The organism is Streptomyces sp. NPDC006339 (assembly GCF_040612775.1).
Lineage (GTDB): Bacteria > Actinomycetota > Actinomycetes > Streptomycetales > Streptomycetaceae > Streptomyces.
This window is the reverse complement of record NZ_JBEXQW010000028.1, coordinates 1-15,119: the sequence shown is the minus strand read 5'-3', so window position 1 is coordinate 15,119 and position 15,119 is coordinate 1. Positions and strand designations below refer to the sequence as shown.

At 73.4% G+C, this 15,119-nt stretch carries 12 protein-coding genes; 2 read left to right on the top strand and 10 right to left on the bottom strand.

All coding sequences use genetic code 11. The annotated features are described in order from the left end of the window. Window positions 1–20 precede the first annotated feature (20 nt). From ABZ135_RS22790 to ABZ135_RS22750, 9 genes are all read right to left on the bottom strand, one after another. Window positions 21–1,328 carry an MFS transporter gene (locus ABZ135_RS22790; protein ID WP_356698062.1) on the bottom strand — a complete coding sequence of 436 codons (1,308 nt, stop codon included), beginning with the start codon at window positions 1,326–1,328 and terminating at the stop codon, window positions 21–23. Beyond that, the gene (locus ABZ135_RS22785; RefSeq protein ID WP_356698136.1) at window positions 1,325–2,542 is read right to left on the bottom strand and encodes an AMP-binding protein; all 1,218 of its coding nucleotides are present in this window, start codon (window positions 2,540–2,542) and stop codon (window positions 1,325–1,327) included. Before ABZ135_RS22785 ends, ABZ135_RS22790 begins: the two co-directional genes overlap by 4 nt. A gap of 5 nt (window positions 2,543–2,547) precedes the next feature. Further along, a complete protein-coding gene (locus ABZ135_RS22780) occupies window positions 2,548–3,591 on the bottom strand; it encodes a hypothetical protein (RefSeq protein WP_356698061.1) in 1,044 nt (347 codons plus the stop codon). A gap of 23 nt (window positions 3,592–3,614) precedes the next feature. Continuing rightward, window positions 3,615–5,027 carry a lysine 2,3-aminomutase gene (locus ABZ135_RS22775; protein WP_356698060.1) on the bottom strand — a complete coding sequence of 471 codons (1,413 nt, stop codon included), beginning with the start codon at window positions 5,025–5,027 and terminating at the stop codon, window positions 3,615–3,617. A 14-nt stretch (window positions 5,028–5,041) separates the two neighbouring features. Further along, the gene (locus tag ABZ135_RS22770) at window positions 5,042–6,748 is read right to left on the bottom strand and encodes a class I adenylate-forming enzyme family protein (protein ID WP_356698059.1); all 1,707 of its coding nucleotides are present in this window, start codon (window positions 6,746–6,748) and stop codon (window positions 5,042–5,044) included. Window positions 6,749–7,080: 332 nt separating this feature from the next. Beyond that, complete coding sequence (locus ABZ135_RS22765; protein ID WP_356698058.1) at window positions 7,081–8,391, bottom strand: FAD-dependent oxidoreductase; 1,311 nt, start codon at window positions 8,389–8,391, stop codon at window positions 7,081–7,083. A 101-nt stretch (window positions 8,392–8,492) separates the two neighbouring features. Continuing rightward, entirely contained in the window at window positions 8,493–8,789 is a 297-nt protein-coding gene (locus tag ABZ135_RS22760) for an acyl carrier protein (RefSeq protein WP_356698057.1), read from the bottom strand. After that, complete coding sequence (locus ABZ135_RS22755; RefSeq protein WP_356698056.1) at window positions 8,789–10,381, bottom strand: AMP-binding protein; 1,593 nt, start codon at window positions 10,379–10,381, stop codon at window positions 8,789–8,791. Before ABZ135_RS22755 ends, ABZ135_RS22760 begins: the two co-directional genes overlap by 1 nt. A gap of 340 nt (window positions 10,382–10,721) precedes the next feature. Continuing rightward, entirely contained in the window at window positions 10,722–11,927 is a 1,206-nt protein-coding gene (locus ABZ135_RS22750; RefSeq protein ID WP_356698055.1) for a hypothetical protein, read from the bottom strand. Between the two features lie 124 nt (window positions 11,928–12,051). On the opposite strand from ABZ135_RS22750, the gene ABZ135_RS22745 reads away from it, so the two are divergent. Together ABZ135_RS22745 and ABZ135_RS22740 are read left to right on the top strand one after the other, a co-directional pair. Next, a complete protein-coding gene (locus tag ABZ135_RS22745) occupies window positions 12,052–12,582 on the top strand; it encodes a DUF6584 family protein (protein WP_356698054.1) in 531 nt (176 codons plus the stop codon). A gap of 203 nt (window positions 12,583–12,785) precedes the next feature. Next, entirely contained in the window at window positions 12,786–13,751 is a 966-nt protein-coding gene (locus ABZ135_RS22740; RefSeq protein WP_356698053.1) for a phenylalanine 4-monooxygenase, read from the top strand. A gap of 4 nt (window positions 13,752–13,755) precedes the next feature. On the opposite strand, the gene ABZ135_RS22735 is transcribed toward ABZ135_RS22740, so the two are convergent. Beyond that, a partial coding sequence (locus ABZ135_RS22735; RefSeq protein ID WP_356698052.1) for a hypothetical protein occupies window positions 13,756–15,119 on the bottom strand: 1,364 nt, incomplete at its 5' end.

Genomic DNA, 15,119 nt, shown 5'->3' with positions numbered 1-15,119 from the left:
CGGTGTCCCGTGTGGCGCGGTCATGAGGCGCCCTCGGCCAGGGCCGGTTCGGCGCCGCCGCCGTCCGCCTCGGCCTCCGCCGCCCTCCGCCGTTCCGCCCCGTCCAGCAGGGGCTGGATCCGCAGCGCCGGCAGGAAGGAGCAGGCCGCGAGGAGCGTCCCGCCGACCATGGTGACCCGGGCCGCGTCCAGCACGCCCAGCGGGCCGGTGAGCAGGCTGACCGCCACGCCGCCGGCCAGGGCGGCCAGCGGGATGACACCCCAGGTGGCCGTCCGGAAGGCCGCGTGCATGACGCCCTGGTTCCGCGCGGTCATCCGCGACTGCCGGATGGGCGCGCTGCTCACATTGATGCAGGACATGAAGAAGCCGTACAGGCCCATGGTCACGGCGATCACCACGCCGGCCGGGAGGGCGGGCGCGGCCAGGATGCCGAGGCCCACCAGGCAGTGCAGCAGCAGCGCCCAGGCGAGCATCCGCCCGGTCCCGAGCCGTTCGCCGGCCTTCGGTGCGACGGCCGCGCCCACGAGGGCGCCGACGGCCGCCACGGACATGGCGGCGCCGAAGACCCCGACGGAGACGCCGAGTCCCTGATAGGCCAGGATCGGGAGGACGGTGACGAAGACGGGGCCGCCGCAGTTGAGGGTCACGGCCGCCACGACGACGCGGCGCAGCACCGGGTCGGACCAGTTGAGGCGGAAGCCCGCCGTGAGGCGCTGCCACACCGAGCCCTCGGCGGCGGTCCGCTCGCCCCAGGGCCGCATGGACCGGATGGACAGGGCGGAGACCAGATAGCTGGCGGCGTCGACGAGCAGGGCGGCGACGCCCAGCGCGCTGTAGAGGCCGGCGGCCAGGGAGGGGCCGGAGACCTCGGAGACCGAGCGGGTGCCTTCCAGGCGGGAGTAGGCGCGGACGAGGTGGTCCTTGGGCACGACGGCGGGCACGGCGACCAGGTAGCCGATGGTGAAGAAGATGGTCGCGCCGCTGATCACCGCGACACAGACGAACAGCAGCGGGGTGGAGAGCCACCCCTGCCAGTACGCCAGGGGAATGACGGCCACCGCGGCCAGGCGGGCGAGGTCGCAGACGAGCAGGGTGCGGCGGTTGTCCCACCGGTCGACCAGCACGCCGGCGAGCGGGCCGAGGAGGGGGATGCCCAGGTACTGGGCCATGGCCACGATGCCCACCTGGAAGGCCGACGCGTCCAGGAGGAAGATCATGACGGTGGGGACCACGAAGACGGTGATGCGGTCCCCGATCGTGCTCACCGACTGGCCGATCCAGAAGCGGTTGAACTCGGGGCCCAGCGACACCGGAAGCCGGGGTCTCACCGTTCCTCCCGCATCACGAGTCCGGCGGTCTTGCCGGTCCGGTCGTTGCTGATCAGCTCGGTGACGGGCAGCACGCGGAAGTTCTCCGGATCGTGCTGGAAGGCGGTGCTCAGGGTGAAGGTCTCGGCGAGGAGTTCCTTGCGGAGCCGCTCGGCGTCCACCGTCGCGCCCGGATCGGTCAGCAACAGCACCTCGACAGCGCCGGCGCGCCCGCCGGTCTCGGTGATCACCACCTGGGCGCGCGAGACGCCCGGTTCCCGTTCGACGCGCGTGATCATCTCGTCGATGTGCAGGCCGAGGCCCCGGACCTGGACCACGCTGTCGCGGCGGCCGAGAACGCGCATGGCCCGGCCGGGCCGGCCGCAGGGGCAGTTCTCCAGTCGTCCCGCGTCGCCGGTGCGGTAGCGCAGCACGGGGTTGAGCATCTCCGGGTCGAGGGTGGTGAAGTCCAGGAGCTGGTCCTCGCCGACGTGGACCAGTTGGTGGGGCAGGGTGTGGAAGGTGTCGGCCGGGCAGTCGGGCGTGTTGGTGCCGACCACCCAGGTCTCGGTGCTGCCGAACATGCCCCAGCGCCGGGCCGCGGGTGCGACCGCCGCCATGTCCTCCTCCAGTTGTGGCTGCCATGCCTCGCCGAGCCAGAGCACCTTGCGCAGGGCGGGCAGTTCCACGCCGGCGGCGCGGGCGTGGGCGAACCAGAGCCTGAGCACGCTCGGTGTGCCGCCGATCGCCGTGACCTCGCGCGCCGCGAAGAAGGCCAGCCACTCGGCGTACTCGTCCTTGGTGACCGAGCCCAGGGCGATCACCTGGCAGCCGGACAGGTCGGCCAGGGCGGCGGCCAGGAAGTGCGCGCCCCACATGCGGCCGGCACCCCAGGCGTTGACGAAGACGTCGTCCCGGTCGAGCGGCTGCCAGTGGGCGTGCACGCCGGCCATGTAGAAGCCGGTGGGCGCGTGGCCCAGTTTGGGCGCGCCGGTGCTGCCGCCGCTCTGGAAGAGCCAGGTGGCGCCGTGCTCGGCGCGCGGCCCGAGGTGGGCCAGGGCGACGTTGAGGTCGTCCTTGAGCAGCGGCGGGAGCGCGGCGATGTCGCCGAGGGTGCGGACGCCCGGGTGGTCGCGGTAGCGGGGCGCCAGTTCCGGCACCTGCCGCAGGTGCTCCAGTGTCCTGCGGGCGACCGGCAGTCGCGGCTCGGCCGCCTCCGGGGTGAGCGAGAACATCGTGGTCAACTCGTTTCCGTCGGGGAGATGTGCAGGGGCGCCCGGTCGCCGGCGGCGGCGACGTGCCGGGCGTGGGCGTCCCGGTAGGCGGTGAACCGGGCGCGGGTGATGTCCCGTTGGACCGTCCGGTGCGGATCGCCGGGGACTGCGGGGATGACGCCGTCGGGCTCCAGCTCGGAGAACCAGAACCGCTGCCCGTCGTGGAGGAAGTCGACACAGAAGAAGGGGATGCGCAGGCGTTCGGCGAAGTAGGCGGTGGCCTTGGCGAGTTCCTCGGGCACCGGCTCGTACTCCAGTCGGCCGCCGTGGCTGGCGTTGGAGACCGCCGAGCCGGGCTCCGGGGTCCGCTTCAGGACCGTGTGGGGCGAGCCGTCGATCACGTACACCCGGTAGTCGACCGTGCCGTCGCCGAGGTACGGCTGGACCACGAGGGTGGTGTCCCCGCCCTGGGCGAGACTGGTCAGGCCACGGATGTCTCCCGCGCTCCGCGCCAGGTTGATGCCGCCGCCGCCGCACCAGCCGGCCGGTTTGACGACGGCCGGGTAGGTCATGTTCCCGAGGGCCACCTCGTACAGGTGCCGGCTCACGTCGCGCCCGGTGCCGACGCGGACGGTGGGGATCGGCGGGATGGGTGAGCCGCCGAGGTGGAGCAGGGTGGCGGTCTTGTCGTTGCCGATGAGGGAGATCGCGGGCGGGAAGGGCAGGTAGAAGCCCGCTTCCTGGAGCACCGCGCTCAGGGCGTACTGGTTGAAGACGTCCATCTGCTGGTAGGGCAGCGAGTAGAGGGCGGTGATGAAGAGGGTGTCCTCGGGCGTGACCGGTTCGTCGTCCACGTAGACGCGGGGGCGGCCGGGTGTCGTGCCGTCCACCGTCACCGCGTCGGGTGAGTGGCGGGTCCAGCTCATGCCGAGCTCCTCGGCGACCTCCGCGTAGAGGTCCCAGAACATGGCGTGCCAGCTCGCGGTCGACCGGGTGGACTCCCGGTCGGGGAAGATCCAGCACATGCGGCGCAGCGGGCCGGTGGCGGGGCGGGTCGGGGTGGGGTCCATGGAGTGTCCTCGGGCGGAGGGGTTCACGGGGTGTCCTCGGGTGCGGTGGGGAGGGGGTCCGGGGCCGGGGCTCGCTCCGCCCACCAGCGGCGGCCGGCGGCGGGGAGGGTGTCCACCGGGTCGTAGTACGGGTGGCGCCGGGCCAGAGCGGCCTCCGGGTCCTCGTCGGGCGACTGCCGGACCTCGAGCTCGGTGCGGTAGTTCTTCGTCCAGTACGAGATGCCGCGCTCGCGGTCGTAGGCGACGGCCTGGTGCACCCAGCGTTTGCCGACGTGCGGGACGTCGCAGACGATCCGCGGGGTGGCGTAGCCGGGGAGGTATCCCATGATCGCCTCCTGGAGCCACTGGGCCTCGTGGAGCGGGGTCCGCCAGTGTTCGGCGTGGGGGATCAGGTCGCAGAGGTAGAAGTAGTACGGGAGGATGTTCGCCTCGCCCTGGAGGGCGAAGCACAGGTCGAGCAGGTCCTCGGGGGTGGCGTTGACCCCGCGCATGAGCACCCCCTGGTTGCGGACGTCGCGGACGCCCGCGTCGAGGAGGGCCCGGGCCGCCTCGGCGACCAGGGGGGTGACGGACTGCGCGTGGTTGGCGTGGGTGTGCACCGCGAGGTTGACCGCCCGCCGCGCGGCGACCGCCGCGACCCGGCGCACGCCCTCGACCACCTCGGGCTTGAGCCAGTGCTGGGGCAGGCCCACCACGGCCTTGCTCGCCAGGCGGATGTCGCGTACGGAGCCCAGGTCCAGCAGTCGCAGGAGGAACGCCTCCAACTGGGGCCAGGGGACGTTGGCGACGTCTCCGCCGGACACCACCACGTCGCGCACGGTCGGCGTGCGCTTGAGGTAGTCGAGCATCTGCTCCTGCCGGTCCCGGGGGCGGAGCGCGAGCCTGGCTTTGGTGATCTGGGGGGTGGAGGTGCCGACCAGGTCCATCCTGGTGCAGTGGCCGCAGTACTGCGGGCAGGTGGCGACCAGCTCGGCCAGGACCTTGTTCGGGTAGCGGTGGGTGAGCCCCTCCACCACCCACATGTCGGCCTCGTGCAGCGAGTCCCGTCCCGCCTTCGGGTGGCTCGGCCACCGGGGGTGCCGGTCCGAGCGCACCGGCAGCATGTACCGGCGGACCGGGTCGGCGAGGAACGCCTCGGTGAACGCCTCCGCCTCCAGGGCGGCCCGGGGCGCCATGGTGTTGAGCATCTGCGGGGTGAGCAGCAACGCCATGGTGGCGAACTGGGCCCGGTCGGCGGCGAGATCGCTCAGGAACCGGTCGGTGAGCAGGGGGCCGAGGACGGCCTTGAGCTGGCGCGGGTTCTTCACGCAGTGGGCCCGCTGCCACTGGGCGTCGCGCCATTCGCGTTCCGTGACATGGCGCCAGCCCGGCAGCCGGCGCCAGTCCGGCTCGGTCAGCAGGGTCCGCGCGTACGGGTACGGCTGCCGGATCGTCATCGGGCGTCCCTGGTCTAGCGGCCGGACAGGAGGGTGGCGAACCGGGTCCGGAGCTCGCGCTTGAGCACCTTGCCGGTGGGGCCGAGCGGGAAGTCCTCCGGCGTGCGGGTGATGCTCACGGCCGCCAGCGGGGTCAGCCCGGCGGTGGTCAGGGCCTTGTTGGCGGCCTCCCGGACCTCCTCGGCGGTGCTGTCGGCGGCCTCGGCCTGCAACCGGAGGACTGCTATGGGGAGTTGGGCCTGCCCCGGTCCGGCGGGCACGCCGACCACCGAGCAGTCCTGTACGAGCGTGTCGCAGTCGGCGAGCAGGACCTCCTCGATCGGCAGGCTGTACGCCGGTCCGTGCGCGGTGTCGATGACGTCCACCGTGCGGTCGAGGTGGTAGAAGCGGCCCTCGGCGTCGCGTCGGGCCACGTCGCCGGTGAGCCAGTAGCCGTTCAGTTCGAAGGTGCCGGTGAGCCGGTCGTCGTTCCAGTAGCCGGGGGTGCGGGAGGGCGTTTTCACGCCGAGCATCCCCACCGTGCCGTCGGGGACCTCCTCGCCGTCGGCGTCGAGCACGGCGGCCTTCTCCACGACCTCCAGGGGCTTGCCGACGCAGCGGTCGTCGCGCTCGGTCTCCGGCGTCGTCATCTGCCCGAACAGGGCCATGCCCATCTCGGACGAGCCCAGTCCGTCGACGAACTGCGAGCCGGGCAGGGCGGGCTGCTCCTCCTTCTCCCGGGGCAGCAGCCAGGGCCTGATCAGGCCGGCGGGCCGCTCGCCGAGGCGCACCAGGCGGCGGATGTGCCCGTAGTGGGCGCTGTCGCCGGTGTTGAACCAGGAGTGCACCTTCGCGGCGCCCTTGACGGGGAGTTCGCCGGTGGCCAGTTCCACGAAGGTGCGCGGGAAGGAGGCCACCATGGTGGGCTGGAACGCCTCCATCACCGGCTCGACGACCGTGCGCCGCCAGTCGGACATGACCACGGTCGGCAGGCCGAGCAGGGTGGCGGTGAGGAAGTAGCTGAGGCCGCCGGCGTGGGTGTGCGGCATGAGCGACATCAGCCGGTCGTACGGCTCCGCGGGGAAGCGGACCATGCGCGGCTGCTTGCCCTCCCAGAACTGGCGGTGCGCCAGCTTGGTGGACTTCGGTGTGCCGGTGGTGCCGGAGGAGTGGATGAGGGCGACCACGTCGTCGGCCTCGTGCCGGTAGGGATAGACCTCGGGGAGTTCGACGGCTTCGGCGTCGAAGGCGTGGATCTCGGCGGCCATCGCGATGAAGCGGGGGCGGCGGTGGGGCGTCTCGCGGTAGGCGGCGGCCAGTCGGGTGGGGTCGTCCGCGACCACTCCGACGACGCCCACGTGGTGGAGGTAGCGCACCATCACCTCGTGTCGCATGGCGTCGTTGATGAGGGCCGGTACGGCTCCCAGCGCGGAGAGCGCGAGGAAGTGGAGCAGGGGTTCCATGCCCTCGCCGACGACCACGCCGACCGGGTCGCCGGGCCGGACACCGTTGGCCCGGTACCACTTCGCGTAGTGGTCGCGCAGGGCCGCGAGGTCGAGCAGGCTGTGGCCGCGCAGTTCGACGGCGCCGCGGTGGTCGACGCGGTGCGTGTAGGCGTAGGGGACGGCGCGGTTCGGGTTGACGGCGATGGCGTGGTCGAGGAAGTTGCCGGCACCGAGCGTGGGTTCGGTCATCAGCCGCTGTCTGGCTTCGAGGGGGGCGATGGACGTGTGGTCGCTCATGATGTCTCCCGTTGGGCGTCGCCGGGCCGGATTCCTCGTGGGACCGGGGCCCGGCGACGGGTCGAAGGCTGCGCTGTACTCGGACGAACGTGTGGTTCGGGTGCCGCGTCCGTGCGGTCGTGGGGCACGCGGGACGTCCCGTGCCGGGGCGCGTCGGGGACGCGCCCCGAGGGGCGGGAACGGTGGGTACGGGCCCGGTGGTACGGGTCGGGCGGGGCGGGTTCCGGCGGTACGGGTCGGGCCGGGCGGGTTCCGGCGGTACGGGATGGGCCGGGCTGTACGGGTGGGGCCGGGCGGTACGGGTGGGGCCGGCCCGGGTCCGGGCCGTGGCTCTACGGGCGGGCGAGGACCTCCGCCGCCACCCGGCGGCCGGAGCGGATCGCCCCTTCGAGCAGTCCGAAGAACGCGGTGCTGGTCTCCGTGCCGGCCCAGTGCACGCGCAGGTGCGGTTCCGTCAGCGTCGGGCCGTGCCGCACCCAGTCGCCGGGGCCGAAGAGGGACGCGTAACACCCCTTGCTGTACGGCTCGTTGACCCAGTCCGTGACGTGGAAGCCCACGGGTTCGGGCAGCATCGGGAACAGCCGGGCCGCCTGCCCGACCGCCGACGCGCGCTGCTCCCCCGGATCGAGCGCCGCGAAGCGATGGGCCTCGTCGCCGGTGACGAAGCCGGTGAGGACGCCGACTCCGGCTCCGGCGGGCGAGTCGTCCACGGTGGACAGCAGGGGTCCCTCGGCGTTCACCGACCACCCCGACAGTCCGTGGTCCCGCCACACCGGTGCCGGATACACGAGGTGCACCTTGACCGCGCACCCCCGGGCGGTGCGGTCGCTCGCCCGGCGCGCCGGGAGCCCGGGCCGGTACGCGACGGCGTCGGCGAGCAGCGGCGGCAGGGCCATCACCGCGACGTCGGCGCGGTGTTCCCCGCTCGCGCCGTGGACCGTGACCCCGTCGTCGTCCTGGTCCACGGCGCGGACCGGCTCGCCGAGTCGCACCCTCGCTCCCAGCCGGGCGGCCAGCCGCTCGCACACCTGGTGGGCGCCTCCGTCGATCCGGTCCTGCTGGGCGCCGCCCTCGAAGGCGTTCAGATAGCGCAGACCACCGCCCGACCGCAGATAGAAGGCGACGTGCAGGAGGGACACCCTGGCCGGGTCGGCCGCCATCATCTCGCCCAGGAAGAGCGGGAAGAAGAGCCGCGCGTCCGGATGGGTGAGGTGCCGCTCGGCCCACGCCTCGGCGGTCAGCGCGTCCAGTTCCTCGGCGCCGGGGGTGAGCCACGGCGCGTCGGGGCGTACGGTCGCGGTGAGTTCGTCGAGCTTTTCGAAGAGGTCCCCGAGGGCCACCGCGTTGAGCGGGGGAAACCGCCCGTCCCGGGTGGTCGCGTCGCTCCCCAGGGCGAAGCGGCTGGCGCCCCGCATGGTGGTGGGTGTCGTCTTCAGGTCCAAGTCGGCGAGCAGGGCGTGGAGTTCGCTGTGTCGGTCCCCCAGGTAGGCGGCCCCCGCGTCCACCCACGCCTCGGGAGCGACCTGGATTCCACGGGCCCGGCCACCGACGTGGTCGCGTGCCTCCAGTACAGTCACGTCGACCCCGGCGGCGGCCAGTTCGGTCGCGGCCGTCAGTCCGGCGAATCCGGCTCCGATCACCACGGCGCTGGTGACGCCTCGGGAACGCCGGGAGCCGCCGGCGGATCTGTCGTGGGCGGATCCGGCGTGGGCGGATCTGTCGTGGGCGGGTCCGTCGTGGGCGGTCACCGGGCGGCCGCGATCTTCTCGGCGAGCCGTTCGGGGGTCGGGGCGTCGAGGAAGTCCTCGAAGGTCAGCTCCACCCCGTAGGAGCGGGCGACGGCGCTGAGCACGCGGGTGGCGACCAGGGAGTCGCCGCCGAGGAGGAAGAAGTCGGAGTCCGCCGAGACGTCCTCGATCTCCAGGACGCGCCGGAACATCGCCACCACGCCCTCGGTGTCGGCACCGGCTGGGGAGCCGGTGGGGGCGCCCGGGCCTGCGGGCGGGCTCCCGGCGGCGGAGGCGGTGGTGTCAACGCTCATCAACGGTCTCCTTTGACCTGTTCACGGTGCGTGTCGGTGGCGTAGCGCCGGTGGGAGGCTTTCCTGTCGACCTTGCCGCTCGTGGTCATCACGAGCTGCGGGACGACGGTGATCCGGTTCGGCACGAGGTGGGCGGGCACCCGCTCGCGCAGATGGGACCGCAGATCGGTGTCGAGGTTCCGCGTCTCGGTGTGCGGCCGGGGCACCACATAGGCGACCAGTGCGGCGCGGCCGAGGGTGGTGGTGGCGGTGACGGCCGCCGCGTGCACCGCGGGGTGGACGACGAGGTGGGCCTCCACCTCGGCCGGGTCGACGCGGATGCCACGGATCTTGATCTCGTCGTTCAGCCGGCCCTCGTGGACGAGGAGACCGTCGGGCGTCCTGCGGACCCGGTCGCCGGTGCGGAACCGGCGCTGGCCGCCCTCGCCCACGTAGGCCGCCTCGGTGGCGGCGGGCATGCCCAGGTAGCCAAGGGACACCGCCGGGCCGCCGATCAGCAGCTCGCCCCGGTCGCCGATCTCCTCGACGACGTGGGGCAGGGCCCGGCCGATCGGGGCCTTGACGCCGCTGTCCCGGTCCCAGCCCCGGGCCGGGGGCGGTGCGCCGGGGCCGTGCAGATCGACGGCGTGGGTGATCAGGGTGGTCTCGGTGCACCCGTAGGTGTTGAGCAGTCGGATGTGCGAGGTGTCGAGGCGGCTCCAGTCGGCCATCCGGGCGGGGCTGACGGCCTCCCCGCCGATCACCAACAGCCGGACGCAGCCGGGGAGGGGCGTCCCCTCCTCGGCGAGGTGGAGGACGAGTTCGTGCCAGAAGGCCGTGGGGAGGTCGAGGACGCTGACGCGTTCGCGCTCGACCATGCGCAGGAAGCGCGGGAAGGAGCCCGAGAACGCCTCGCGGTCGAACACCAGGGTGGCGCCCGCGGTCAGCGTGGGGAGGATCTCCTCCAGAGAGGTGTCCCAGTTGAGCGAGGCGAACTGGAGCACCCGGTCCTCTTCGGTGAGGGCGAAGAGATCACGGAGCGAGCGTACGGTGGCCGCTATGGCCCGGCGCGGGGTGACCACCGGCTTCGGCCGGCCGGTGGAACCGGAGGTGAAGAGGATGTACGCGGCGGCTTCGGGACTCGTCGTCCCGACGAGGCCACCGGCCCCCTCCGTCCCCGCGACCCCTGCCGTCCCCGCGGTCTCCGCCGTCCCCGCGGTCTCCGCCTCCTCCCGGCCGAGGCCGATGACGGGTAAGCCGAGGCCGGGGTCGGGCACGGCCTCGGTGGCGAGGGCGGTGCGGCACTCGGCGGCGGACGCCATGTCCTTCCGCCGCGCCGGCGGAAAGGCCGGGTCGACGGGACAGTAGACGCCGCCGGCCGCCAACACGCCGAGCAGGGCGACCACGGTGTCGGGGGTGTGCGTCGCCGGCACGGCGACGGCTCCGGGCCGGGGCCCGAGCCGCCCGGCGAGGCCGTGCACGAGCTCGTACAGCCGGCCGTACGTCGTGACGCGCCCTTCGTGGACGAGGGCCGCCCGCTCCGGGTGGCGAAGCGCGGCTTGGGTGAATGCCTCGATGAGGTCCGGGGTCGTGTGATGGGTCTCGCACTGCATCGACTTGTCCGCCCCAAGGAAGCTTGAAAGCGCCTGTCCGTGCCCGACGAACGGGGACTCTACCCGCGAACATCTGTCGCCACAACGGAAGTTGAGGAGAAACGGGTGATCACTGCGGACACGGCGTGAGGTGTCACGCTCCAGCAGGTCAGAGCCCCTGCGAAGGTTCCGCTTCCGCTTCGGCGGAGGCTTCGGTTCCGAGCCGCGGGCCGCCCCGCGAGGCGACGACGACGGCGCGCCTCCCCGAGGGGGCGCGCCGGGTCGGGGGCCGCGAGGGCGGCTGAAAGAGGCGGGTCCGGGGCGCGGGGGCGGGGCGCCTTCGCCGTCCCGCCCTCCGCGGTCAGTCCTGCCAGTAGAAGAGCAGTGTGTCGACGTCGCGGGGACCGCGATGGCCGAAGTAGTAGACCCACAGATCGGTGACCTCCGTGTCCGCGGTCTCCCGCTCGATCCAGCGGAAGCCGGCCTCCTGGAGCGGGAGCCGGGCCGGGTGGTCGTCGTCGTGGCTCATGACGAAGCGGCCGAGGGTGCTCACGAGGACGTCCTCGCCGTCGCACTCGATCACGTGGTAGGTGCCGTCGCCCTGCTGGTGGTGCTCCCCGCAGGAGACCGGCGGCTTCGGCGCGAGGCCGGCCGCGGCCAGGACGGCCGCCGCCCGGGCCGGCTGTGCGACCGGGTCGGGGCGGGCGGGCGGCTCGGTGCACAGGGCTTCCAGGCGCCACCGGGGGTCGCTCGGCCGCTCGCAGCCGGGCGCGTACTCGTGGACGATGGCGCGGCGCAGCTCCTCGTCGAGGCCGTCCACCTCGACGCGCGGGCTGCCGAGGCGCTCGTCGAGCCCGCGGGTCTCCTCGGAGTCCTCGGTGATCCGGTGCAGCGCGCAGACGGCCCAGACCGCCGCCTCGGTCGTCGGCGCCTCGTCGACGTACGCGCGGAGCCGGTCGGGATCCACGGCGAGTTCGTGGGCCGCGTGGGCGACCCTCCGGTCGGGGTCGGCGAGGTACGGGGTGACGTCCCCGTCCTCCCGGTACCGCATCCACGCCGCGAACGCGCGGTCCTCGGGCCGGTCGTCGCCGAGGTCGGCCACGACGGCGTCGGCCCCGTACCGCTCGACCAGGGCCTCGAGACCGGCCTCGCCGAGCTGTTGCCGGTGCCGCCAGAGCGAGAAGGCGAGCGTGGCCAGCTCGGGCGCGGCCGTCCGGTCACCGAGCAGTCCCCTTGCCTTCAGGACCACGTCGGGCATGCCGTACGAGGGGTCGGCGCTCCGGTCCTCGTGGCGCAGCCAGGGCAGGAGCTCGGTCCGGTCGGAGAGGAGGTCGAGGAGGGCGATGCGGATCTCGCCGGTCTCCTCGTCGTCCTTGATCCGGTCGAGCAGGGCGGCGACCCGTGCTTCGGGGACCCGGCCGGCGAGTGCCCCGACACAGGTCCGGCGGCGCCACCAGGCGTTGCGGCCGTCCAGCACGTAGCCGGCCAGGGCGTCGGGGTCGTAGGCGGACAGGGCGGCGGCGTCGTGCGGGCCGCGCTCCGGTATGAGGGTGTCGATCGTCGGCATCGCCCGATGCTAAGCGCTGTCCCGTACGGGAGGGTGCCCTGTTTTCGGCGGGCCCTCGGGAGCAGGCACGTGCCGGGCGACAACCGGGTCGACGGGGATCGGTGCGCTGTCCGATCATGTGCTCATGCCCGTGAGAGAAACCCTTGCCCGAGTCGACGCGGATCTGGCCGCCGGCCGGGTTCCCGTCGCGCGCCAGCGTCTGCGCGGTCTGGTCTCGTCCTTCCCGCACGATCTGACGCTCCGCCGGCGTCTGGCCGAGGTGTACCGGCTCTATGGCGATGCCGCCGAGGCGGGTCGGTGGATGTATCTCGATGAGGACCGCGACGCCGACGAGACCCTCGCCTTCGAGGCGCGGTACGGATCTCCCGCGTGGCGGATGAAGGCCCTGGCCTGGCGCGGCCCCGAGTCGATGGCCGCCACCCCCTTCGCGGAGCGGCAGTTGGCCGCCGTGCGGACCGCCTGCGCCGAGGAGCTGGGGCACCCGGTCGACTGGGACAATCCCGCCTCTTACTGGGACGGCCTGGAGGACGCGGACAGGGAGGCGCCCTCCGAGCCGTGGACGGTCGGCAGTGTGCTGGCCGTCGGCGGCTGCCTGGTGGGAGTCCTCGCGTTCCTCGCGGTCTGGGTGGTCGGAGTCGTGGCCCTCTTCGACTGAGCCGGGTCACCGGGGGGCGGGTGGGACTCCGGCGACCCGGTGACGGGTTCAGCGGGCTCCCCCGCCCCGCCGCGGAGCGGGGCCGCGCCGGAGGGGGAGGTGTAGAGCCGGCCGAGGGCGGCGGGATCGCTGGTGCGGGTGACCGGGAGCGGGGGCGGTGTGTGGTCGGCGGTGTGCGGCCGCGGCCGGTCCACGATGGCGTCATGATCGACTGGATGAGACTGACCCCGCTGGACCCGGACGGGACCACGGTCGGCCGTGCCGACGACCACCCGGGCTTCGCCGATCCGGACTACGTCCGCCGCAGGAACCGGATCGCCGCCCTGGCCGAGGGGCACCGGGTGGGCGAGCCGTCGCCCGAGGTGCGCTACACCGAGGGCGAACACGCCACCTGGCGCGCCGTGTACGGTGCGCTGCGCGGGGCGCAGGACGCGTGGGCGTGCCCGGAGGTTCTGCGGGCCCGGGAGGCCGCCGCGATCCCCGCCGACGGCGTCCCGCAGCACGAGTCGGTCTCGGACGGGCTGGAGGCCAGGACCGGTTTCCGGTTCACCCTGGCGGGCGGGATCGTGCCGAACAAGCGTTTCCTGGGCGCGATGGCGGACGGCTACTTCCACGCCGTCCAGTACGTGCGGCATCCGTCGATGCCGCTCTACACGCCGGAGCCGGACGTGCTGCACGACGTCTTCGGGCACGGCATCCACCTGTCCGACCCGTTCTTCGCCGACCTGTACCGCACCGTGGGCCGGGCCGCGGCGCGGGTGGAGTCGGACGACGCCCTGGATCTGATCAGCCGCGTGTACTGGTTCACCCTCGAATACGGGGCCGTCCTCACCGCGCGCGGGCCCCGGGCGTACGGGGCGGCCCTGTTGTCGTCCTCCGGCGAGCTGGGGCGCTTCGCCCGAGCCGAGCTGCTGCCCTTCGACCTCTTCGAGCTGGCCCGGCTTCCGTACCAGGTTGCCGGCTACCAGCCGGTCCTGTTCACCGTCGACTCGCTGACCCGGCTCGCCGATCTGCTCCACGGTTTCCTCGACGACTTCGACGAGACCACCCGCGACCGCCACGGCCTGCCCGCCCTGCCCGAGCGCGGTTTCATGACCCGCCCGGGCTCCGCGCCGACGTCGCCGTCCCGGCCCGCGCCGGCGCCCGGTGGGGAGGCCGCCGGGCCGTGACCCGTCAGGCCGTGGTGTGCGGGACGTACGAACGGAGCGTCGTCTGCCACATCTCGCACCACAGGACGCCCTGGACGACGCCCAGCGCCATGGTCCGGCAGGTCTCGGCGGAGGTCTTCGGCAGCCACGTCTCGACCTGGGGCAGCAGGTCGTGGGCGAAGTCGGAGCCCGGGTGGTAGGTGAGGTATCTGCTGCTGCGCTCGGCCGGTGCCACGGCGAACATGTCCGCATGGCGGTTGCGCAGGGTGGGGTCCGTCGACCGCAGCAATCGCCGCGCGTGGTCGGCGGTCACCTCCCGCAGGCCGCAGGCCGCCGCCGTGTCCTCGTCGCCGTGGTCGAGGGTGGGGCAGCGGGCGCGCAGGGTGTCGGCCAGCAGCGTGGCCGGGTCGACGGCGAGTGCCTCCCGCACGTACGCGTCGAAGGGATGCGGTGTGCCCGCGACGACGAAGGGTTCCACATGGAGCAGCAGGTCCTGCAGCGCGAAGAGGAGGCCGGGGCCGCCCTCCTTCACGCGTCGGGACCGCTCGTCGAGGAGCTCGGCCATCAGGTCCCTGAGCGGGGCGAGGGCGGCCACCTGCCGGGTGACCTGCGGGAACGGTGTGAGGCTGTGGCGGGTGATCGTGTAGCCGAGGCTGCCCCGCACCGCGCCGGTCAGCTCGGCGCGTATCGGCGCCCGGAAGGCGGGGTCGGCGAGCACCGTCTCGACGCCGGCGCCGCCCTCCCGCTGAAGCCACTGGAGGGCGAAGACCCGCCGGTCGGCGCCCGGTTCGCCGAACGGCATGCCGGCCTGCCGCATCAGCGCGTGCAGCGCGAGGTCGACGCCCACGTTCGCGAAGTCGCCTCCGAGCGACCGGGTCTTCAGCCCGAGCAGCGGTTCACGCGTCTCGCCCGCCTCGCGCAGCCGCGCCGCGATCGCCGCCAGCACCGGCTCCAGGCCGGCGACGGGCTGCCGCATGCCCGCGTACCGGTCCAGGAAGCGCGTCAGCCACGCGTCCGCGCACCGCGCCGACTCGGTGGTGCCCGGTCCCGGCCCGCCCGTGAACCGCTCCAGCAGGCCGACGCGGGCCAGCAGGGCGAGCCATTCCTGCGCGGTCTTCGTCTTCGCGGCGGCCGAGGACCCCGTCGGCTGCGGCATGTGGTGCGCCAGCAGGTCCGCGGTGTCGGGGTGTTCGGCCAGGTCCCGCTCCAGGGGGGCCGTCCACGCCTCCCAGAGGGACATCGTCGCGTTCTCGAACGCCCGGCCACGCAGCAGCAGATGGAAGATCTCGGTGTGGACTCCCAGGAGCCCGAGGGCCCCCTTCCCGGCGGCGGCGCCACCCCGCAGGAGCCCGCGCCCGAGGCCGTGCCCGCCGTCGACAGCCGGCTGAT